The following is a 21,255-nucleotide window of genomic DNA, read 5'->3' as shown; positions in this document are numbered from 1 at the left end:
TCAGACGTCGATGCGGGACATACGGCGGATGAGGACGAAGCCGACGGCGTAGAGGCTGAAGGCGATGATCACGCAGGCCTGGCCGACGGGCGACCCGGTCATACGGTCCAGCGTGCCGTCCTCGACGCTGTTCATGAGGAACAACGCCCCGACCCCCAGCACCGGCACGGCGTAGGAGGTCATGTTCACCTGCGACAGCTGGGTGCGCACCTCCCGCCGGGTCTCCTTGCGTTCCTCCAGCGTCTCCGTCAGGTTGCGCAGCGCGCCGACGACCTGGCCGCCGGCGCGGTTGGACAGGACCAGGGTGGTGACGAGGACGACGAGTTCTCGTGAGGGGAGACGGTCGGCGAGTTCGCCCAGGGCGTCGTCCATGGAGTGGCCGACCGTCAACTGGTTGGCCACCTTGGCCAGTTCCTCGCCCGCCGGGGCCTCCAGCTCCTCCGCCGCCATGCCGATGGCGGTGCGCAGCGCCAGGCCCGCGTGGGTGGCGTTGGCCAGGATGCGGGCCAGTTCGGGGAGTTGGTTGATGAACCTCTCGATGCGTTTCTGGCGCTGCCAGTTGAGGAACTGCCAGGCCGCCCAGACACCCAGGAGGCCGGCGATCGGGCCGAAGAAGGGGGCCAGGGTGGCCTGCCCGACCAGCCACAGGCCGGCCACCGTCGCCAGCATGTAGACGAAGAACTCGCCGGGCGTCATGTCCAGGCCGGTCGCCGTCAGTTTCAGCTCCAGCTTGCGGCCCGTGGTCGTGCGGCGCAGCCTGCGGTCCAGGCTGCGGAAGCGGCGTCGGCGGGCGGTGCCGGTGAGCTGGCCGGTGGAGGAGAGGCGTTCCACCAGTTCCGCCCGCTGGGCCCGGCCCTTGGCGTAGACGTGCACGCCGATGACGGCGAGGACGCAGGTCAGCAGGGCCACGCCGGTGGTGAGGGTGGTGAGGGTGTCGAGGTCCATCAGCGTTACCGGGCTTCCCTTGTGGTCAGTTCGAGCGCGTCCCGTGCGACCCCGAACGCCTGCGGTATCGGCTGGCTCGCCATGTAGAGCCGGTCGGCGGTGCGGCGGGGCAGCGGGAAGTACTCGAAGGCGCCGTGGATCCGGCCGTCGGCGGTCATCGGCTGGGCGTTGAAGCGGGCGATCGTCGCCAGCCGGTACGGCTCGCCGCCGTGGCTGTCGAGCAGGGCGATCTCGGTGATCCTGCGGGCGCCGTCGGCGAACCGGGTGAGCTGGACGACGACGTCCACCGCGCTGTTGATCTGGTCGTGCAGGGCGACGAAGGGGATCTCGACGTCCGACATCGAGGCGAGGGTCTGCAGACGCATCAGGGCGTCCTCGGCGCTGTTGGCGTGGACCGTGGCCAGGGAGCCGTCGTGGCCCGTCGACATCGCCTGGAGCATGTCGAGCGACTCGCCACCGCGGACCTCGCCGACCACGATCCGGTCCGGGCGCATCCGCAGGGAGTTGCGGACCAGGTCGCGGATGGTGATGCGGCCGTTGCCCTCGACGTTCGGGGGGCGGGACTCCAGACGGATCACATGCGACTGCTGGAGCTGGAGTTCCGCGGAGTCCTCGATGGTGATGATGCGTTCGCCGTCCGGGATCAGGCCGGAGAGGGCGTTGAGGAGGGTCGTCTTGCCGGTGCCCGTGGCGCCCGAGACGATCACGTTGAACTTCGCCTGCACCAGGCCCGCCAGCAGGTACAGCATCTGCTCGTCCAGTGAGCCGAAGCCCATCAGCTCGTGCAGGGTGAAGGAGCGCGGGAAGCGGCGGATGGTGAGGGTGGGGCCGGTGAGGGACAGCGGCGGGATGATCACGTTGACGCGTTCGCCGGAGGGGAGGCGGGCGTCGACCATCGGGTTCGTCTCGTCGACACGTCGGTTGACCGTCGAGACGATGCGTTCGATCGTCTGCATCAGTTGGTCGTTCGACGCGAAGCGGAGCGGGAGTTGCTCCACCCGGCCGCCCCGCTCGACGAAGATCGCGTCGGGGCCGTTCACCATGATCTCGGTGATCGACGCGTCTTCGAGCAGCGGCTCCAGGATGCCGAGGCCCAGCGCCTCGTCGACGACCCGGCGGATCAGCTGCGAGCGCTCCACCGTGGACAGCACCGGGCCCTCGCGGCTGATGATGTGCCCGAGCACGCGCTCCAGCCGGGCCCGGCGCTCGGCCGCCGCCAGCGAACTCATCTCGGCGAGGTCGATCTCCTCCAGCAGCTTGGTCCGGTAGGAGGAGACCAGATGGCCGTCCTCGCCCCGGCCGCCGTTCTCCTCGGGGGAGGTGATGCGTGCCCGCAGGCTCATGTCGGATGCCCTTCCCTCAGTGGTCGACCGGCATCGTGGCCGTCTTGTGTGCCTCGCCGAAATTCCCGATGCCGGGGATGACGGACGGGATGGTGACGGTGGAGGTGACCGTGACCTCGTCGTCGCCGAACGCGGACACGCAACTCGCGTTCAGCCGACTGCTCACCGCCTGCTGGCAGTCGGCGTTGTAGTCCCCGTCGAGGGACGCGCTGCGGGCCCCGGTCCGGGCCGCCGTGCCCGCCTGCTGGGCGGCGTAGGCGATCAGGCCGAGCTGTACGGCGCCCAGCGCGACCAGGAGGAGCAGGGGCAGGAACCCGAGGTACTCCAGGGCCACTTGACCCCGGTCGCCTGCACCCTTTCGGCGATCGCCTGCGCCCTTTCGGCGTCCGTACGCCATCTCAGTCGCCTTCCTCTTCCTCGACGGCGCCCGCGTGGCCGTGCACCGGGAACGGGAAGTCGATCAGGCCCGGGAAGAGGACGGGGACGTAGAGGGTGACGTCGGCCGTCACATAGCCGGTGCCGCCGCAGTCCACCTCGGCGTTCCCCTTCCACGCGTCCCCCAGCTTGGCCAGGCCCGCCTCCTGGCAGACCCCCGGCCGCTCCCCCCGAGGCGCCGCCGTGCCGGCCCGCACCGCCTCGTCGGCAGCATTCCCCGCGAGCGTGAAGGTGTACCCCACCAGGACGAACTGCCACACCACCACCAGGGTCACGATGATCAGCGGTGTCATGCCGAGGAACTCGATGGTGACCTGTCCCCGGTCCTTCGTGAGACGTCCCTTCGCGAGCCGCCCCTTCACGTGCCTCACGTGCTGCCTCACAAGCCACACGTGCCTCACTCCCTCCGCCGCCGGAACCCGACCGTGCCCCGGTCCCCGCCCCGGGCCCGTCCCCCGCTCCTGCGCACCAGCGCGGCCTCGGGCGCCCTGACCAGCCCCAGCTCGCCGGCGAGCGCCCACAGGGCCTGGCGGACGGCGCCCTTGGCGTCGAGGGTGTCGACGCGGCCGGCGTCCACGGCGGCCTGGAGTTCCTTGAAGTTCGCGGGGACCGTGGTCGTGGCGAGGGCCGTGCCGGTGATCTTCTGGATGAGCGGCGGCTGGATCTCCGTACCGCGGCTGTGCCGGTTGACGACGACGGTCGTCTCCTCGGCCTTGCGGATCTGGAGCCGGTCCCACATGCGGACGGTGCGTTTGGCGCCGCGCACGGCGACCACGTCGGGGGTGGTGACGAGCAGCGCGCGGTCGGCGAGTTCGACGGCCGCCGCGCCCGCGCCGCCGAGCTGGGCGCCGCAGTCGACGACGACGACCTCGTAGCGGGAGCGCAGGGCGCTGAGGATCTGGCGGGCGGCACGGTCGGTGACCTCCTCGCCGCGTTCGCCCTCGCCGGGGGCGAGCAGCAGGGCGACGCCGCTGTCGTGGCGGAAGACGGCCTCGGCGAGGATGCGGGGCGAGATGTCGGCGATGGCGGCGAGGTCGACGACCGAACGGCGGAACTGGACGTCCAGGTAGGAGGCGATGTCGCCGGCCTGGAGGTCGAGGTCGACGAGCGCGGTCGGCCGGCCGGACGCCTGGGCGGCGAGGGCGAGCTGGACGGCCGTGAGGGTCGCGCCCACGCCGCCCTTCGCGCCGCTGACGGTGACGACGGTGCCGCCGACGCCGGTGAACACGTCGCCGCCGTGCCCGAGATGGCGTCGTACGCCCACCGACCACTGGGCGACGGCCTGGACGCGGCTGGCGAGATCCTCGTAGCTCAGCGGCAGGGTGACCAGGCCGCGGGCGCCGGAGTCCATGGCGGCGGCGAAGAGGCCGGGGCCCGCGTCGGTGGTGACGAGGATGACGCCGACCGCCGGGAAGCGCAGGGCGACCTCGCGGACCAGCTCCAGCGCCGGTACGGGACCGATGCGTTCGTGGACGACGACGACCTCGGGCAGCTCGTCGACCGACTCGGCGGCCAGCCGGGCGAGGGTGTCGACGAGCTGCGTGGAGTCGCCGACCGGGGTGACCGGTTCGGCGTCCGGGAGCTGGCTGAGCAAGGTGGTGAGGGAACGGACCGCGTCCGCGTCGCCGACGGCCGGGAGGATCCTCGTGGGCATGGGCGGCGGCCTCTCACTTGTCCGTGGTGAGCTCGTACGTACGATCCCGGTCGGGGACCGTGGTGTCGCCGCCGGGTGCGACGAGGGCGAGGCGGACGCGCTTGGCGAACGACTCGGCGTAGGTGAGACGCTGGGCGTCGAGGGTGGACAGCGCGAAGGTGATCGGGACCTGGTCGGTGGCCGACCGGTTGCGGTTGCTCTCGTCCGGTTCGAGGGCCTTGATCTCGCCGACGTCGAGGACCCGGGCGTTGGTGACGATGATCTTCGACTGATCGGGGTCGGTCGCGCGGGCGCCCTCGAAGGTGGCGTACACGTTGACGGTCGACCCCGGGGTGATCTTGCCGGCGACGCCGGTGGCCGCGTCGATCATGATGGCGACCTCCTGCTGCCCCGGCTGCAGGGCGGGCTGGTCGACGATCATGTCGCTCTGCAGCAGCGAGCCCTTCTTCAGCGTCGTCACCGCGATCTTGCCGCGGATGGCGGCGAGGTCGGTCACGGCGTTCTCCGACAGCCAGCGCTCCGGCATCTCTATCTTCTTGAACTGGTCCGCGCTCAGGGCGGCGTAGGGGGCCACGTCCGAGCGCAGCTCGTAGGCGGTGACCTCGGGGCCGACCTTGGACTTCACGTCGTCGATGACGGAGAGGACGCCGGCGAAGGCCGCGAGCGCGCACAACACCGACAGAAGCAGGAGAATCACGCCGCGGCGCTGACGGGAGTTCATGGGCCGTACAACCTCGTTGGGGGTCGGGTCGAGCGGACGGAAGGAGGCCTACAGGTCAAGCTGTGTCAGCCGCCCGCGGTGAGCGCGCGGGCGGGTCGGGCGGTGAGCTCGGAGGCGGGCGGCGGGGTGGCGGAACAGAAGACGCAGCGGTCGCCGATGACGTCGATGCCGCACCAGTGGCAGACGCCCTGCTGCACCGAGGTGACCAGTTGGTAGAGGACCGAAAGGTCGGGCAGATAGCCGCAGAACTCGATCGCCTTGCCGGTGCCCCACCAGTCGGCGGACTCGGCGGGCAGGGTCGTCTCCCGCAGCCCCTGCACCTTCCAGGCCGGGGCGAGGGTGTCGGTGACCCAGTCGGACTGGAGCTGACCGCGGGCGACGAGCATCCAGGTGCCGAACTCGGGCCCGGGAAGCGTTACTTCGGGGCTCGCCTTCACCATCTCCGCCTGCGGATGCGCCAGCACACCGAACTGACTACCCGGAACCCATGACCGGGCATGCGACTTCAGGCCGACGACCGGAACCCGGTCGAGGCGGGCCACGGACCCGAGGAGCGCGCCCGCGTGGAGGTAGTGGGTGAGCAGCCGGCCCGCGGAGGCGAGGACGCCGGGGCCGAGGTCGCAGGAGGCGAGCTGACGCAGCTGGCGGGCGAGGACGGCGACGGCGAGCGGGGGCAGTTCGGGACGGAACAGCGCGATGCGGTCGCTCTCCAGGAGGGAGCGGATGGTGTGCAGCCGCTGCTCCACAGCGGGGGGCACGGCCCGCGAGTACACGACGATCACATGCCCGTACTGTTCGAGGAGGGTCTGGACGGCGGCGAGGGCCCCCTCCAGCGGCTGCCGGTCGAGGTCGGCGAGGACGGCCGCGGGCAGGGTGCGCTCGTCCTGGGGCGGCAGCGCCAGGTCCGCTCCGGTCACGGCAATGGCAGTTGGCACACGCAGCTCCCCGATTCCCGCGGTCCGGCCCACCGGCGTTACTCCGGTGCACCGGGATGACTTCATTGCGTGACTACCTCAGCACTGTATCCACGCCCCTGTGGCCGGAGAACAGCTTTCCGTGACGGCCAGCAAACTCTTCTTCACGCAAGTCACGGCAAACCGGGGCAGGTTACGCACCCGCTGTCTCCCACCGGCCTCTACGGGCCCTCCACAATCGGACTCCTTGACAACGGAATTGGTCTGGACCAACTTATTGTCATGTACCCAATCAAGAGAGCGACACGGCTCTGGGCAGGAGCGGTGACCGCCGCCCTCACCCTCTCCCTGACGGGCGCGGCTCAGGCGTCCGCCGCGGACCTGAACAACGCGAAGAACGCCGGCTTCGAGTCCGGCCTGAACGGCTGGGCCTGCTCGGCCGGCAGCGGTACGACCGTCTCCTCCCCCGTGCACGGGGGCGCGGCGGCGCTGAAGGCGACCCCGGCCGGCCAGGACAACGCCCAGTGCACCCAGAGCGTGGCGGTGAAGCCCAACTCCACGTACACGCTGAGCGCGTGGGTCCAGGGCGGCTACTCCTACCTGGGCGTCACGGGCACGGGCACGACGGACGTCTCGACCTGGACCCCGGACTCGTCGTCCTGGAAACAACTCTCGACGACCTTCACCACCGGAGCGTCCACGACCTCCGTGACGGTGTACACGCACGGCTGGTACGGCCAGCAGCCCTACTACGCGGACGACGTCTCGGTCTACGGGCCCGACGGCGGCGGTGGCGGCGACCCGGCCCCGACGATCCCGTCCGCACCGACCGGCCTGACCGTGTCCGGCACGACCTCTTCATCGGTGTCCCTGTCCTGGTCCGCGGTGTCGAACGCGACGGGCTACAACGTCTACCGGGGCGGTACGAAGGTCACGTCGGTGACCGGCGCCTCGGCGACGGTGACCGGCCTCACGGCGTCGACGTCGTACGGCTTCCAGGTGACGGCGACGAACGCGGCGGGCGAGTCCGCGAAGTCGACGACGGTGACGGGCACGACGACGTCCGGCACCGGGAGCGGGGGCGGTTCCCTGCCCAAGCACGCGGTGACCGGCTACTGGCAGAACTTCAACAACGGGGCGCGGGTGCAGCGCATTTCGGATGTGTCGTCCCAGTACGACATCATCGCGGTGGCCTTCGCGGACGCGACGACCACCCCGGGCGCGGTCACCTTCAACCTGGACTCGGCCGGCCTGGGCGGCTACACCGTGGACCAGTTCAAGGCGGACATCAAGGCGAAGCAGGCGGCCGGCAAGAAGGTCATCGTGTCGGTGGGCGGCCAGAACGGCACGGTCTCGGTGAGCGACGGGACGTCCGCGACGAACTTCGCGAACTCCGTGTACACCCTGATGCAGACGTACGGCTTCGACGGCGTGGACATCGACCTGGAGAACGGCCTCAACGCCACCTACATGAGCCAGGCGCTCCGCACGCTGTCGGGGAAGGCGGGACCGGGGCTGATCCTGACGATGGCCCCGCAGACGATCGACATGCAGTCGACGTCGAACACCTACTTCCGGACCGCACTGAACGTGAAGGACATCCTCACGGTCGTCAACATGCAGTACTACAACAGCGGTTCGATGCTGGGCTGCGACGGCAAGGTGTACAGCCAGGGCTCGGTGGACTTCCTCACCGCCCTCGCCTGCATCCAACTCGAGGGCGGCCTGTCCCCGTCCCAGGTCGGCCTGGGCCTCCCGGCCTCGACGAGCGGCGCGGGCAGCGGGTACGTAGCCCCGAGCGTGGTCAACAACGCCCTGGACTGCCTGACAAAGGGCACAGCCTGCGGCTCCTTCAAACCGTCGAAGACATACCCCGCCCTCCGCGGCGCGATGACGTGGTCGACGAACTGGGACGCGACGGCGGGCAACGCGTGGTCGTCGGCGGTAGGCCCGCACGTGCACGGGTTGCCGTAGGCAGCGGGGGCGGCGTGGACGTTGCGTCACGCAACCGCCCCATGTGATCTTTAGGACGTGAGCACGAAGGGGGCCGCGGGAGCAGGATCGCCGAGCCGTCCGAGACCTTGGTTCACAGGGCTTGGGCTCGGCGTCCTCTTCGGCGGACTGACCGCAGCGGTGTCCATCGTCACCATCGGCAGGTCATGGGCCGCGTGCGACATCGGCATCAACGCAGCGGCCAACAGCATGACTTTGCTGTTCCTCGCCCCGCTCATATGGATCGCCACCGCAGTCCCGTGGGTGGTCCTGCACCGCACCCTCGGAAAACGTCACCGAGGGGCCGCAATGACCGCAGGTCTCCTGTTCGCCCTGTGGTTCACCTGGTTCCTCGTGACAGGGCTCGGCATGCCGAACTCCTACCCAGCCCCGTCGTGCCCGAGCAGCGTCCCGCCCTGGTGGCCAAGCTTCATCCCCGCGTGACCACGCGGTTCACGCCGTTACGGCCACAGAAGCGTGCAGCTCCCCCGCGACGTACCTCGCCGCGCTCGCCCTCGGCAGCCGTGCCCACATCCGGGTCCCGCCGCCGGGTTCGTATGCCTCGCCGAAGCCCCAGCTGCCGTCGCAGGAACGGCAGACGCAGGCGAGGACGCGGAGGGCCGCGCGGCGGCGGGTGTCGCAGGCTGTGGCGAGGTGGGGCTGCGTGTGGCGGGGGTGGCTGTCGTAGGCGATCACTCTCGGGCTACTGCAGTCCACCGACCATGCCCAGGCCGTCTTCAAAGCCGCGCTCCCGCCCCTGCCCGAGCACGAGGTGGCCCTGCGACTAGCCCATCGGCTGGAGCGGCAGCGCTGGAGGGGCCCGTGGCCCGTCTGGACACCGTTCAGATCGACAGCGCCCACGGACCGGAATTCCTTTACCAGGAAGCCCAGTTGTCCAAGTGCCGAACGCAACTGGACTGGATGGAGGAACGCGCGCTCTCCGCCGAGCAGTCGTACGGGTTCATCCAGGACATCGCCAGCCACCTCTGAGGAGACGAACGATCATGGCCGACATCACGTGGGAAGACCCGTTCTGCGCCGAGGGATCGGCCTGCTTCCGCCTCGGCACCGACCCCGACGGCAATGCCTACATCGCCATAGCCGGCGCCGAGGACGCCTACCTCACCGACTCCCGTGAAGCGCTCCGGACGATGATCCTCGACATCAAGGCGGGGAAGGCCGATCACCTGCTCTAAACCGGCTCCCCCTACCCCGCCGGGCGGTAGTAGCCCAGCACCCAGGCCAACTGTGCGAACCAGGCCTGCAGTCGGTCCCTCGGCTTCGCCGTCACCATGCATTCGTAGACCCTGCCGTCCATGTGGACCACGGCGACCATGAGGGCCTTGGCGTTGGGGCTCGCCTTGTAGTGGACGCTGCGGATCTCGGGCCAGGGGAAGTCGATCGTGATGTCGTACATCTCGAAGGCGACGCCCGACGCGTCGACGACGACCGAGTTGTGCTTGTCGACCGCCAGGAACTCCGGGCCTGGCTGCGGCGGGCCCGCCTGCGGGGTGTACTGCGGCGCGTACTGCGGTGGCGGCGGGCCGAAACCCGGTGGGGTCGGAGGTGGGGGCGGAGGCGGCTGGTCTGTCACAGCGGAAACCTACCTGGCGGCCCCCGTGCGCCCACTTTCGGTCCCCGGTGAAACATTCCGCGCACCCCACCGCATTAATGAGGTGGGGACAGCACGGCAACCGACACAGGGGGAACACACATGAGGCAGGTCCGCGCGGACGAGTACGCCGAGTTCGCGGGCGCGCGTGCCCGGCATCTGTACCGGTCGGCGTGTCTGCTCACCGCGGGGGACACGCACCTCGCCGAGGATCTGGTTCAGGAGACCCTCGGCAGGCTGTACGTCCGCTGGGGACGGGTGTCCCGGGTCGACAACCCGGCCGGGTACGCGCAGACCGTCCTCACCCGCACCTTCCTCGCCCACCAGCGCAGACGCAGCAGCCGCGAACAGTCCGTGGACGTGTTCCCCGACGTCCCCGACGGCAGAGGCCCCGACACCCCGTTGCGGCTGACGCTGGTGCAGGCCCTCGCGCGGCTGCCCGCCAAGGACCGGGCGGTCGTGGTCCTGCGCTACTGGGAGGACCGCTCGATCGAGGAGACCGCCGACGCGATGAACGCGAGCTCGGCGGCCGTGCGGACCCGGTGCACGCGGGCCCTCGGACGGTTGCGGGAGCTGCTCGGCGAGGACATGAGCGAGTACGCCAGACCCTGAGCCGTCCGGCCCACCAGGTCACGTCCGCTCTCCGGCTCCCCTCGCCTCCCTCGCCTCCCTCGCCTCCCTCCGCTTCTCCCGCTCCCCTCGACTCCCTCCCCCTCTCCGGCACGCGCCTTCGATCTCATCCATCCCTCGCGGAAGACGGTGGTTCACCATGCCCGTAGACCAGCACAGCGATCCCTTCGAGGAGCGGTTCTCCGCCGCTCTGCACGAGGCCGGCGGTACCTTCGACAGCCCGGGCGGCGCGCTCGTCGCCGCCGGTCAGGCCCGGGGGCTCCGGCTGCGCCTGCGGCGCAGGGCCGCGGTCGTGGGGGGTGCGGCGAGTCTCGCCCTCGTGGGGGTGGGCGGGGCGCTTCTGCTGCCCGGCGCCACATCCGCCCCGACGCCCTCCTCCGTCGCCGCCACCGGCAGCGGCAAGCCGACCTCCTACTCCGGCGACGACGTGGTCCGCACGCTCCAGAAGCTGCTTCCCAAGGGGAAGTTCACCAAGTCGGAGGCGCGTGGCACGGGCGAGAAGCTGCCGCCGCTCGCGGTGGGCGTGTTCGACGACGGCAAGGGCGAGGGGTCCATCTCCTTGGGGCTGGATCGGGTCCGCTCGGACAAGGGGAAGATCAATCCGTCCACCGTCGTGATGCCCTGCGCGGACAGCGAGCAGTCGGGCCTCGACAGCTGCAAGACCGAGCTTCTGCCCGACGGATCGGCGATCACCGTCTACCAGGGCTACGAGTATCCCGACCGCCGCGAGGACACCAAGGCGTGGGGGGCGGACCTGGTCACCCCGGCCGGGCAGCATGTGAGCGTCATCGAGTGGAACGCCGCGGCGGAGAAGGGGAAGCCGGTCACCCGTCCGGAACCCCCGCTGACGACCGCCCAGTTGAAGACACTCGCCTCGGCCGCGCAGTGGCGCCGGATCGTCGACGCCATGCCGAAGGAGAAGAAGCAGACCGCCCCGACCGCCTCGTCGGGCACCCGGCCCGCGGAGATGGCCGGCTGGCTCATTCTGCGCAAGCTCACTCTGCTGTTGCCGTCCGACCTGAAGCGCGTCTCGTACGGCAGCGACGAGACCGGGTACGGCTACATGGTCGTGGACGACGGCAAGGGCGGGAGCCTGGTCCAGGTCAACGTGCAGCCGAACATGTCCGACGACGCCGACCAGCTGTACGGCTCCGGCTCGGAGACCCTCGCCGACGGCACGCGGGTCGCGGTCAAGCAGGGGCCGGGCGAGAAGGGCGGGGCCGGGGTCGTGATGTGGACGGTCGACACCATGCGCAAGGACGGTCTGCGCGTGGTGGTCAGCGCCTTCAACACCGCCCAGCAGAACAAGGCCGCGACCCGCGCGAAGCCCGCCCTCACGATCAAGCAGCTGCGGGCGATCGCGCTCAGCCCGCGATGGGTGAGCCAGAGCGACTGAGAGACGGACGACGACACAGAGGCGGGGGACGAAGGTGGACTGGCCCTCCGGCGCAGGCTCAGGTCGCCCGGGCTCAGGCCCGGGCGGTGGCCGGCAGGGCCAGGACCTCCTTCGTCGTGTCAGTGATCAGAAGAACTCCGACCACGGCTGGTCCCAGATCTGCTTCACGCACAGCACCAGGAACAGCAGCCCCGCCAGCACGAGCATCGCGTTGCTCAGCAGTCCGTTGCGCCACTCCCTGGGCGTGCGGGAGGTGTTGAGCAGCCACAGCAGCGTCCCCGCCAGGAACGGCAGGAAGGCCGCGCCGAGTACGCCGTACAGGATGACCAGGCGGAACGGCTGGCCCTGGAAGAGCAGCACGATCGGCGGGAAGGTCAGCCACAGCAGGTACGCCCGAAACGGCCAGGAGCGTTCCCGCTCGCCGGAGGCGACCTCGGAGCCCGTCGCCCCGCCCACCGACTCGCCCACCGACTCGCCCACCGACTCGCCCTGATGGCGGTACCGCGCCACGAAGTCGGCGAACATCAGGCTCACGCCGTGCCAGACGCCGATCAGGGAGGTGAAGGAGGTGGCGAAGAAGCCGATCAGGAAGAACTTGGCGGTCGCCGTGCCGTACTCCGCCTCCAGGATGTCGCTCAGCTGGACGAGCCCCTTGTCGCCGCTCGCGATCGCCACGTTCGCGGAATGCAGCAGCTCCGCCCCGACGAAGAGCATCGCGACGACGAACACGCCGGTGGTGATGTACGCGACCCGGTTGTCGAGCCGCATGACCTTCATCCAGCCCGTGTTCGTCCAGCCCTTGGCGTTGACCCAGTAGCCGTACGCGGCCAGCGTGATCGTGCCGCCGACGCCGCCGATCAGGCCGAGGGTGTTGAGGACGGAGTCCTTCTCGTCCGGCAGGACCGGGAGCAGGCCCGCGAAGGCGTCGCCGAGGTTAGGGGTGACCCGGATCGCCAGGTACACCGTCACCACGAACATGACGCCCACCAGGACCGTCATGACCTTCTCGAAGACGGCGTACTTGTTGAACCAGACGAACACCAGGCCGACCAGCCCGCAGGCGATGGCCCACGACTTGAGGTCCATCACGTCCGGGAACAGCGCCTGGAGCGGCAGCGCGCTCGACGACATCGCCGCCGCGCCGTAGACGAAGCCCCAGACGACGACGTAGACGACGAAGAACCATGTCGTCCAACGGCCCAGGCTCGCCCAGCCGTCGAAGAGGGTGCGGCCGGTGGAGAGGTGCCAGCGGCCGGCCGCCTCGGCGAGGGAGATCTTGACCAGGCAGCCGACGACGGCCGCCCAGAGCAGGGTGTAGCCGAAGTTGCTGCCGGCGATGAGGGTGGCGACCAGGTCGCCGGCGCCGACGCCGGTCGCCGCGACCACGATGCCGGGGCCGATGTACTTCCAACTGGATTTGCGGGGGGAGGTGTTGCTGTGGAGGTCGATGTCGGATGGAGCCTCGGTGTCCGTGGAGTTTCCTGTGGGGGGTCCCGTGGTGTCCGCCATGAAGGTCAAGAAAGCCCAAAGAAGCCGCTCCGGCAAGAGGGCGCACTCGATTACCCCCGGAGGAGCTACGCAGGGCTGGGAGGAGCTGGGCAGGGCAACGCAGGGCTACTCGCAGGCGCAGGTGCCGAGTTCGAACCACACGGTCTTGCCCGGTCCGTCCTGGCAGCAGCCCCAGCGCCGGGCGAGCGCGTTCACCAGGAACATGCCCCGGCCGCTCTCCGTGCCGCCCGCGTGCAGCACCTGCGGAGTGCGACGGCCGGTGTCGGCGACCTCGCAGCGCAGGACGCCGTGCGCGGCGCTCAGGGTGAGGCGGAAGCGGCTCGCGCTGTGCAGCAGGGCGTTGGTGGCCAGCTCGCTGACGAGCAGCTCGGCCGTGTCCACCAGCTCCTCCCGGTCCGCGAGCCCCCAGCCCTCCAACTGTCTGCGCACCTGCGCGCGGGCCTCGCGGACGGCGCTGGGCCGAGGGTCGTACTCGACGCTCCAGTGGCCTGCCCCTATCGGCGGCTGGGGATAGGCGCCGTACTGGGGGGCGGGGTCCGGGAGGGGGCCGCTTCCCCCGGAAAGTCGCAGCATGGGGTCAGGATCTCCTTCCGGGCGCCGTCCGCGTACGGGGAGGAATACCCGATTCCGTACCTGTCGAGAGGCCACGTCCGCACCGGCTACGCATACTGCAGTCGTACGGTCGTCCCGGCACCGGCACCGGGAACGGCACCGTCACCGACTCCCGCGCCCGCGCTCGGCTCGCGGACGTCCACGTACGCGCACACCTGGCGGGCGAACCACAGGCCCTGGCCGGGCGCCAACTCGGCGGTCGGCGGCGGGACGAAGCCGGCGAGGGGGTCGTCGAGGCGGCGGGCCAGCAGCAGTTCGCAGACGCAGCCGGGGGCCTCGCCCCACAGCAGCGCGCCGGTGACCGGTGCGAGCGAGGCCGCCTCGGCGACGGCCGTGGCGAACAACTCCGCGTCGACGGCGGCCAGCCCACGGCCCGCCGCCCAGGCCCGGACGACGTCCGGCGCGGGGTCGGCGAGCGGTACGGCGTCCGCGGGGGTCGGAGGCAGCGGTACGGCGTCCAGCTCGGCGGCGAGGCGCAACGGGTCCTCGTACACGCCGCTGTCCGGGTGGGCGCGGCGGGCCGCCTCGATGAGGGCGGAGCCGGCGGTGCGGGTGTCGTAGACGCACATGGCCGTGGTCGCCGTCGGCGCGAAGAGGAGGTTGGCGAGGGCCTCGTAGCGGATCCACTCGGCGCTCTCGCGCGGGGAACGGCCGGCCCGGCCGTTCCACACGGGCTCCATGAGGAGGTGGACCCGGCCGCCGGGGCCGGCGTACGCGGCGACGTGCGTGGCCGCCCGGGCGATGGCGTTGGCGGCGGAGCCGGTGTACCAGTCGGTGTGCGGGACGAGGCCGACGTCCTTCGCGTCGGCGCCGAGGGCGTCGCGCAGGAGGTCCAGCTTGTCGGGGGCGACGATGGCGACGGGCGGGGGCTCCTCGATGGCGGCCAGGCCCTCGGCGAGGAAGGGGAGGGCGGCGGCGACGAAGGCCTCGTCGGTGGCGGAGACGGACATGCGGTGGTCGAACGTGCCTGGGGCGGCGGCTGTGGCGTCGGATTGAGCGGTCATGGGTCCGGGGTCCCCCATCGGGTGGGTGAGTGGGTGGGTGGCTGGATGCGGTGCGGGGCGGTCGTCTACGGGTGCGGGCGGGTCAGCGTTGGGCAGTCACCCAGGCGGCGATCTGGCTGCGGTTGCTGAAGCCGAGCTTGCTGAGGATGCGTTCGACGTGTCCTTCGGCGGTGCGGCGGGCGATCACCAGGCGGTCGGCGATCTGCTGGTTGGCGAGCCCGTCGGCGACGAGTTCGGCCACCTGGGCCTCCCGGCGGGTGAGGCGCTCGGAGAGGAGTTCCCTGGCTTCGGCGTCGGTCTCGGCCTCGGCCTCGGTCCTGCCTCTGCCCTCGCTCCTGTCCCTGTCCCTGTCCCTGTCGCTGCTCTCCTTCAGTTCGAGGGCGACCACGTCCGCGAGGGAGAGGGCGGCTCCGCGGTCGTACGCCCGGCGGAACGCGGTGGGGCCGAGGGCCTCGCGGACGCGCTCCTCTGTGGTGCGGCGGGTGGAGGTGAGGCAGGCCGCGCCCCAGCGGTCGCGGTCGACGTCCGCCCAGGCGCGGTCGGCGCCGCCGAGGAGGACGGCCGCGCGCTCGTGGGCTTCGCGGGCCGCCGCGATCCGGGCCAGCAGGTCGAGGGTGAGACCCATGCCCAGGACGTCGTGGACGGCGTGCTTGAGACGCATCGCCTCCCTGGCGTGCCGCTGCGCCTGCGCCCAGTCGCCGCGCACGCTGTGGGCCAGCGCGAGGATCCGTTCCACGTACGACAGCACCCAGCGCTCGCCGTGCTCGGCGCAGAGGGCGCGGGTCTGCTCGCAGACCGCGATGGCCTCGTCGGCGCGGCCCAGGAAGGCGAGCGCGCAGGCCAGTTCGACACGGTCGAGGCCTACGAGGCTGAGGTGCTGGCCGGGGACGCGGCCACGGTCGGCGGCGGCGCGGAAGTGGTCGAGGGCGCCGGTGAGGTCGTCGCTGAAGAGACGGATGACGCCTACGACGTAGTCGGCGTGGGCCGCTTCGGCCGTGTCGCCGAGGGCGTGGGCCAGGGCACGGGCCTGTTCCGCCCGGTGACGGCCTCGGGTGAGGTCCTCCGGGCAGCCGGCGAGGAGACCGGCGACCCACAGGCCGCGGACCCGTTCGGGGGTGGGGTCGGGGTTGGCTTCGAGGGCGCGGTCCAGCCAGTAGCGGCCCTCTCGGGGGGCTCCGCAGGCGTGCCAGTGGAACCAGAGGGTGCCTGCGAGGCGTAGGCCCGCGAGGGATTCGCCGGGGGTGGTGAGGCTGAAGTCGAGGGCGCTGCGGAGGTTGTCCTGGTCGGTGCGGAGGCGGGCGACGATGTCCGCCTGGGCGGGGCCGAACCAGTGCTTCTCGGCGGCGTCGGCCTGCTGCTGCATCCGGTTCCGGTGCCGGACCCGGACCGCGTGCTCCTCTCCCGGGCGTTCGCGCAGGCGCTCCAGGCCGTAATGCCGGAGGGTGTCGAGCAGGCGGTAGCGGACGGTGCCCGCCGGGCCGGACTCCCTGGACAGGACGGACTTGTCGACCAGTCCGGCGACGGCTTCGAGGACGTCGCCTTCCCCCACCCCCGCCTCACCGACCGCCCCCGTCTCACCGACCGCCTCCGCCTCACAGACCGCCCCTGTCTCACAGACCGCCTCCGCCGTGTCCAGGTCGAAGGTGCCGGGGAGGATCGACAGGCGGGACCAGGTCAGTTGTTCGTGTGCGTCGCAGAGGTCGTAGCTCCAGTCGACGGCCGCGCGCAGCGTCTGGTGGCGGGGTGGGACCGTGGGGCTGCCGGTGCTGAGGAGGCGGTAGCGGTCGTCGAGGCGGGTCAGGAGCTGGGGGACGTCCAGGACGCGCATGCGGACCGCGGCCAGTTCGATGGCGAGGGGGAGGCCGTCCAGGCGCCGGCAGAGGCGGGCCACCGAGGCGCGGTTCGCGGCGGTGAGGCGGAAGCCCGGGACGACCGCGGCCGCCCGGTCGGCGAACAGGGCCAGCGCCGGGTAGCCGTCGGCCGCGGTCAGGTCGCCGTCCGGGTCGGGGACGGGCAGCGGGCGCACGTCCATCAGGTGTTCCTCGGTCAGGCCGAGGCGGTGGCGGCTGGTGGCGAGGATGCGCACCCCGGCGGTGCCCCGCAGAAGGGCGCCGGCCAGCGTCGCGCAGGAGGACAGCAGGTGCTCGCAGTTGTCGACGACCAGCAGGACGCGGCGGTCGCGCAGGCGTTCCACCAGTGCGTCCAGGGGCGGGCGTGCCGAGTGGTCGTGCAGGTCGAGCGCGTCGGCGACCGCGAGGGGGACCAGGGTCGGGTCATGCAGGCCGGAGAGGTGCACGAAGCGGACGCCGTCGGGGAAGGCCCGTGCCACGCGGGCCGCGATCCGGCCGGCCAGGCGGGTCTTGCCGACGCCGCCGGGGCCGGTCAGGGTGACCAGCCGGGCCCTGGCCAACAGTTCGCGCCCTGCCGCCAGTTCGCCGCGCCGGTCGACGAAGCTGGTCGTCTCCACCGGCAGGTGACAGTCCCGGCGCGGCGCTGATCCGCCCATGATCAGCCAGTCCTCTGGGGGTGTGATGCGGTGGGTTCCCGCGCGAGCCCTCAGCCTCCCCCGGGCCGTACATATATGCACTCCCGCCTCACACGCTTGGGCGTACTTCCGCAGGATCCGCTTCCGAAGGTGCGACCGTGGCTACACTGCGCGGCCGGTCGCTCACGGTTGCGCATGATTCAAGCCAACCGTCCCTTTGTCGTCTCTTGACCTGCTCATGCCATGCCCCGACGATGAGCGGCACCGCACCGCCGCACACAGCAAGCGCACAGCCCCCCACAACCGCTCCCCACAAGGAGAGTTCATGCGACTTCGCATTCGCGGCTCAGGATCCGGCGCCCTCGGCGCCCGCGGCGGCAGACGCACCGCCGCGCTCGCCACCCTGCTGGCCCTCGCCCTCGCCGCACCGCTCTCGGCGACGGTCACCGAGGCCGCGGCGGGCGGCGCCCCCAAGCCGACGGCCTCCGCCGACGACATCCGCCAGTACGAGATCCACATCGCCCACAGCACGCCCGGCATGCGCACCGCGATCGCCGCGTCCGGGGTCAGCGTCGACGAGGCCGACGAGGAGACGGTGGTGGTCTCCGGGCGCGCCGACCAGATCAAGAAGCTGCGCACACAGGGCTACGAGGTCTCCCTGCTCGGCTCGGCGCCCAACCGGATCGCCGAGAACGAGGTGCGGCTCTACGACTTCCCGTCCGCCGACTCGAAGTACCACAACTACGCCGAGATGACGGCGGAGATCGACCAGCGCATCGCCGCCTACCCGAGCATCATGAGCAAACGGGTCATCGGCAAGTCGTACGGCGGCCGGGACATCATCGCCGTCAAGATCAGCGACAACGTCGGCACCGACGAGGCCGAGCCGGAGGTGCTGTTCACCCACCACCAGCACGCCCGCGAGCACATGACCGTCGAGATGGCCCTGTACCTGATCCGCGAGCTGGGCGCCGGCTACGGCTCCGACTCCCGCGTCACCAACATGGTCAACGGGCGCGAGATCTGGATCGTCCCGGACCTCAACCCGGACGGCGGCGAGTACGACATCGCCACCGGCTCCTACCGCTCGTGGCGCAAGAACCGGCAGCCCAACTCCGGTTCCTCGTACGTCGGCACGGACCTCAACCGGAACTGGAACTACAAGTGGGGCTGCTGCGGCGGCTCTTCGGGGTCCACGTCCTCGGAGACCTACCGGGGCGCGTCCGCCGAGTCGGCGCCCGAGGTGAAGGTCGTCGCCGACTTCGTGCGCAGCCGGGTCGTGGGCGGGAAGCAGCAGATCACCGCCGGGATCGACTTCCACACCTACAGCGAGCTGGTGCTGTGGCCGTTCGGGTACACCGGCGCGGACACCGCGACCGGGATGACCGCGGACGACAACGCCGCGTTCAAGGCCATCGGACAGAAGATGGCCGCGAGCAACGGGTACACCCCGGAGCAGTCCAGCGACCTGTACATCACGGACGGGTCGATCGACGACTACCTCTGGGGCACGCAGAAGATCTTCGACTACACGTTCGAGATGTATCCGTCGTCCAGCTCCGGGGGCGGGTTCTACCCGCCCGACGAGGTCATCGAGCGGGAGACTTCCCGTAACCGGGACGCGGTGCTGCAACTTCTCGAGAACGCGGACTGTATGTACCGGTCGATCGGGAAGCAGAGCCAGTACTGCAGCTAGTCGGCGTCCTTGGCTTCGTCCGTGGCTTCGGCGTCCTTGGCTACGGCATCCTCGGCTTCGGCGTCCTTGGCTTCGGTGTCTTCCTCGCCGTCTTCGAAGTAGGCGTCGAGGACCGCGTCCAGCTGCTCGTCCCACTCCTTGAAGCGCGCCCTGGCCGTCGCCTCGATCTCGATCGGGTACCAGCGACGGTCAGGGGTGTGCACCGTGATGGTGAACCGCTTGCCGAAGCGCGGCGCCTCGGTCTCGATCGCGCCGATCTCGTCCCAGCGGAACTCGCACTCCTCCTCGTCGAGGCGGAGCCGGACGCCCTTGGCGTCGGCGGCGATCCGCGCACGACGGTCGGAGGCCTCGAAGACGGGACCGTCGGCGGACTCGTCCTCGGCGGACTCGTCCTCGGCGGTCTCCGCCGCCGGGGTGTGCGTCTGTGTCCCCTCGACGACCTCGTCCTCGGCCACATCCGCCTCGTCCGCCGCCTCGACCTTCTCGGCCGGCTCGGTGTCCTCCGGCTCCGCGATCGCGGGCGGCGTGAGCCCGGGGATGAAGGCCGGGTCGAATCCGGCGCCCTTCAGGGGCTCGCCCTCCAGGGGCTGGCTGCTCGAACCTATCCGCTGCTGCTCCACAGCGGGAAGTATGGTCGAAGATCCTGTGCCGGACACAGCCAGCCCCAACTTCGTTATGAGACGCCTACACGAGACACCTACACGAAGAGGCTCAATACGGCCGCCACGACGAACCCCGCCACCGACAGCACCGTCTCCAGCACGGTCCACGTCCTGAGGGTGTCGCGCTCGCTGATGCCGAAGTACTTGGCCACCATCCAGAAGCCGCCGTCGTTGACGTGCGAGGCGAAAATGGAGCCCGCCGAGATGGCCATGATGACGAGGGCCACGAAGGCCTGCGAGTGGTCGCCCTCGGCGAGCAGCGGCGCCACGATGCCCGCCGTCGTCACGATCGCCACCGTCGCCGAGCCCTGGGCGACCCGCAGCACCACCGAGATCAGGTACGACAGGACGATCACCGGCAGGCCGACGTCGTTGAAGGTGTCCGACAGGGCCTGGGCCACCCCGCTCGCCTTGAGGACCGCGCCGAAGATCCCGCCCGCGCCGACCACCAGCAGGATGTTGCCGACCGGCTTCAGCGAGGCCGTGGAGACCGTCTCCAGCGACTTGCGGGACCAGCCGCGCCGGATGCCGAGCAGGTAGTAGGCGAGGAGCAGCGCGATCGTCAGCGCCACGAACGGGCTGCCGAAGAACTCGACGACCGAGCGGCCGGTGGAGGGGTCAAGGGCGATCGAGGAGAAGGTGGCCGCCAGGATCAGCACCAGCGGGGTGCCGATGATGCCGACGACCGTGCCGAGCGGCACGGGGTCCTCGCGCGGGACCACGCCCTGCGCCCGCTGTTCCTCGACGACCGCCTGCTTCGCCTCCGCCGCCGCCTCGACCATGTCCTGCGGCACGGCGACGAAGATGCGGCGGCCGATCCACGCCGAGTACGCCCAGGCCGCCAGCACCGCGGGGATGCCGCAGACGACGCCCATGAGGATGACCCAGCCGAGGTCGACGTGGAGGAGGCCGGCGGCCGCGACCGGGCCCGGGTGCGGGGGCAGGAACGCGTGGGTCATGGACAGGCCGGCGAGCAGCGGCAGGCAGTAGAGCAGGATCGACTTGCCGCCACGCTTGGCGGCCGCGTAGACGATCGGGGCCAGCACGAAGATGCCGACGTCGAAGAAGACGGGGATGCCGAAGATCAGGCCGGTCAGGCCCATGGCGAGCGGGGCGCGCCGCTCGCCGAACAGCCCCAGCAGCCGGGACGCCAACACCTCTGCGCCGCCGCTGACTTCGAGGACCGCGCCGAGCATCGTGCCCAGGCCGATGATGATCGCGACATGGCCGAGGATGCCGCCCCTGCCGGACTCGATGGTCGAGACGGCGTCCGAGCGCTGGACGGTGCCGAAGAGTTCGGTCACGGACAGGCCGGCCAGCAGGCCGACGGTTGTGGAGACCGCCAGGAGGGCCACGAAGGGCTGGAGTCTGACCTTGATGATCAGGAAGAGGAGGAGAGCTATGCCGAGGGCAGCGACCGTGAGGAGGCCTGCGGTGCCGTCGACGAGCAGGAGCAGGCCGCCGGTGTGGGGTGGGGCCTGGGTGGGAGCGGATGCCGCGAGGAAGGGGGACATCGGGGGGTCCTCTGGGTAGGCGCATACTGCTTTCGGGCAGGGGGTACCGCGGGACGGCGCGGGGTGGTGCGCCGTCCCGGCATACGGGGCGCGGGAGTAGCCGGAGTTGCCGGAGTTTCGCGAGTTGCGGG

General features: G+C 70.8%; 21 protein-coding genes and 1 pseudogene. 7 read left to right on the top strand and 15 right to left on the bottom strand.

From position 1 onward, the window contains the following. The 7 genes from ACZ5SK_RS33505 to ACZ5SK_RS33475 form a co-directional block, all read right to left on the bottom strand. Window positions 1–945, bottom strand: coding sequence for a type II secretion system F family protein (locus tag ACZ5SK_RS33505; protein WP_334577521.1), 945 nt, complete (start codon window positions 943–945; stop codon window positions 1–3). 5 nt (window positions 946–950) lie between these two features. Then, on the bottom strand, window positions 951–2,288 hold the full coding sequence (locus tag ACZ5SK_RS33500; RefSeq protein ID WP_079660041.1) for a CpaF family protein: 1,338 nt from the start codon (window positions 2,286–2,288) through the stop codon (window positions 951–953). A 16-nt stretch (window positions 2,289–2,304) separates the two neighbouring features. Next, entirely contained in the window at window positions 2,305–2,685 is a 381-nt protein-coding gene (locus ACZ5SK_RS33495) for a TadE/TadG family type IV pilus assembly protein (RefSeq protein WP_468576802.1), read from the bottom strand. A 1-nt stretch (window position 2,686) separates the two neighbouring features. Further along, window positions 2,687–3,016, bottom strand: coding sequence for a pilus assembly protein (locus ACZ5SK_RS33490; RefSeq protein WP_468576842.1), 330 nt, complete (start codon window positions 3,014–3,016; stop codon window positions 2,687–2,689). Window positions 3,017–3,120: 104 nt separating this feature from the next. Beyond that, complete coding sequence (locus ACZ5SK_RS33485; protein WP_334577523.1) at window positions 3,121–4,377, bottom strand: CpaE/TadZ family protein; 1,257 nt, start codon at window positions 4,375–4,377, stop codon at window positions 3,121–3,123. A gap of 13 nt (window positions 4,378–4,390) precedes the next feature. Further along, window positions 4,391–5,098 (bottom strand): Flp pilus assembly protein CpaB, encoded by a 708-nt coding sequence (cpaB, locus tag ACZ5SK_RS33480; RefSeq protein ID WP_334577524.1) that lies wholly within the window; start codon window positions 5,096–5,098, stop codon window positions 4,391–4,393. Between the two features lie 65 nt (window positions 5,099–5,163). Next, the gene (locus ACZ5SK_RS33475; protein ID WP_334577525.1) at window positions 5,164–6,033 is read right to left on the bottom strand and encodes a hypothetical protein; all 870 of its coding nucleotides are present in this window, start codon (window positions 6,031–6,033) and stop codon (window positions 5,164–5,166) included. A gap of 261 nt (window positions 6,034–6,294) precedes the next feature. Between ACZ5SK_RS33475 and ACZ5SK_RS33470 the strand changes: the two genes are divergently transcribed. Both ACZ5SK_RS33470 and ACZ5SK_RS33465 read left to right on the top strand, forming a co-directional pair. Continuing rightward, window positions 6,295–7,986 (top strand): chitinase, encoded by a 1,692-nt coding sequence (locus tag ACZ5SK_RS33470; RefSeq protein WP_334577526.1) that lies wholly within the window; start codon window positions 6,295–6,297, stop codon window positions 7,984–7,986. A gap of 57 nt (window positions 7,987–8,043) precedes the next feature. Further along, window positions 8,044–8,448 (top strand): hypothetical protein, encoded by a 405-nt coding sequence (locus ACZ5SK_RS33465; RefSeq protein WP_334577527.1) that lies wholly within the window; start codon window positions 8,044–8,046, stop codon window positions 8,446–8,448. Between the two features lie 9 nt (window positions 8,449–8,457). Here ACZ5SK_RS33465 and ACZ5SK_RS33460 read toward each other — a convergent pair. After that, window positions 8,458–8,703, bottom strand: a pseudogene (locus ACZ5SK_RS33460) (ATP-binding protein); the annotation flags it as partial. 123 nt (window positions 8,704–8,826) lie between these two features. On the opposite strand from ACZ5SK_RS33460, the gene ACZ5SK_RS33455 reads away from it, so the two are divergent. Both ACZ5SK_RS33455 and ACZ5SK_RS33450 read left to right on the top strand, forming a co-directional pair. After that, window positions 8,827–8,994, top strand: a complete 168-nt coding sequence (locus ACZ5SK_RS33455) for a hypothetical protein (RefSeq protein ID WP_468576801.1) — start codon at window positions 8,827–8,829, stop codon at window positions 8,992–8,994. A gap of 14 nt (window positions 8,995–9,008) precedes the next feature. Then, a complete protein-coding gene (locus tag ACZ5SK_RS33450; protein WP_334577528.1) occupies window positions 9,009–9,200 on the top strand; it encodes a hypothetical protein in 192 nt (63 codons plus the stop codon). Window positions 9,201–9,211: 11 nt separating this feature from the next. Here the strand turns inward: ACZ5SK_RS33450 and ACZ5SK_RS33445 are convergent, their stop codons facing one another. Beyond that, window positions 9,212–9,598, bottom strand: coding sequence for a hypothetical protein (locus ACZ5SK_RS33445; protein WP_334577529.1), 387 nt, complete (start codon window positions 9,596–9,598; stop codon window positions 9,212–9,214). 120 nt (window positions 9,599–9,718) lie between these two features. Here ACZ5SK_RS33445 and ACZ5SK_RS33440 point away from each other — a divergent pair, with 120 nt between their 5' ends. After that, a complete protein-coding gene (locus tag ACZ5SK_RS33440) occupies window positions 9,719–10,228 on the top strand; it encodes a SigE family RNA polymerase sigma factor (protein ID WP_334577530.1) in 510 nt (169 codons plus the stop codon). 157 nt (window positions 10,229–10,385) lie between these two features. Further along, window positions 10,386–11,642 (top strand): hypothetical protein, encoded by a 1,257-nt coding sequence (locus ACZ5SK_RS33435; RefSeq protein WP_468576800.1) that lies wholly within the window; start codon window positions 10,386–10,388, stop codon window positions 11,640–11,642. Between the two features lie 126 nt (window positions 11,643–11,768). On the opposite strand, the gene ACZ5SK_RS33430 is transcribed toward ACZ5SK_RS33435, so the two are convergent. The 4 genes from ACZ5SK_RS33430 to ACZ5SK_RS33415 form a co-directional block, all read right to left on the bottom strand. Next, complete coding sequence (locus ACZ5SK_RS33430; protein WP_468156777.1) at window positions 11,769–13,151, bottom strand: Nramp family divalent metal transporter; 1,383 nt, start codon at window positions 13,149–13,151, stop codon at window positions 11,769–11,771. Between the two features lie 105 nt (window positions 13,152–13,256). Continuing rightward, on the bottom strand, window positions 13,257–13,724 hold the full coding sequence (locus tag ACZ5SK_RS33425; protein ID WP_334577533.1) for an ATP-binding protein: 468 nt from the start codon (window positions 13,722–13,724) through the stop codon (window positions 13,257–13,259). An 86-nt stretch (window positions 13,725–13,810) separates the two neighbouring features. Next, window positions 13,811–14,767, bottom strand: coding sequence for an anti-sigma factor RsbA family regulatory protein (locus ACZ5SK_RS33420; RefSeq protein ID WP_468156775.1), 957 nt, complete (start codon window positions 14,765–14,767; stop codon window positions 13,811–13,813). Between the two features lie 82 nt (window positions 14,768–14,849). Then, window positions 14,850–17,273, bottom strand: a complete 2,424-nt coding sequence (locus tag ACZ5SK_RS33415; protein ID WP_468576799.1) for an ATP-binding protein — start codon at window positions 17,271–17,273, stop codon at window positions 14,850–14,852. A 304-nt stretch (window positions 17,274–17,577) separates the two neighbouring features. Here ACZ5SK_RS33415 and ACZ5SK_RS33410 point away from each other — a divergent pair, with 304 nt between their 5' ends. Beyond that, the gene (locus tag ACZ5SK_RS33410; protein WP_468416259.1) at window positions 17,578–18,948 is read left to right on the top strand and encodes a M14 family metallopeptidase; all 1,371 of its coding nucleotides are present in this window, start codon (window positions 17,578–17,580) and stop codon (window positions 18,946–18,948) included. Here the strand turns inward: ACZ5SK_RS33410 and ACZ5SK_RS33405 are convergent. Both ACZ5SK_RS33405 and ACZ5SK_RS33400 read right to left on the bottom strand, forming a co-directional pair. Further along, window positions 18,945–19,568, bottom strand: a complete 624-nt coding sequence (locus tag ACZ5SK_RS33405) for a hypothetical protein (protein ID WP_334577537.1) — start codon at window positions 19,566–19,568, stop codon at window positions 18,945–18,947. The genes ACZ5SK_RS33410 and ACZ5SK_RS33405 overlap by 4 nt on opposite strands. A 77-nt stretch (window positions 19,569–19,645) precedes the next feature. Continuing rightward, window positions 19,646–21,124, bottom strand: coding sequence for a GntP family permease (locus ACZ5SK_RS33400; protein WP_468576798.1), 1,479 nt, complete (start codon window positions 21,122–21,124; stop codon window positions 19,646–19,648). Between the last annotated feature and the right edge of the window lie 131 nt (window positions 21,125–21,255).

Source organism: Streptomyces sp. NPDC031474 (genome assembly GCF_055581185.1).
The sequence above is the reverse complement of the archived record's forward strand: the minus strand, read 5'-3'. Positions and strand labels throughout refer to the sequence as shown.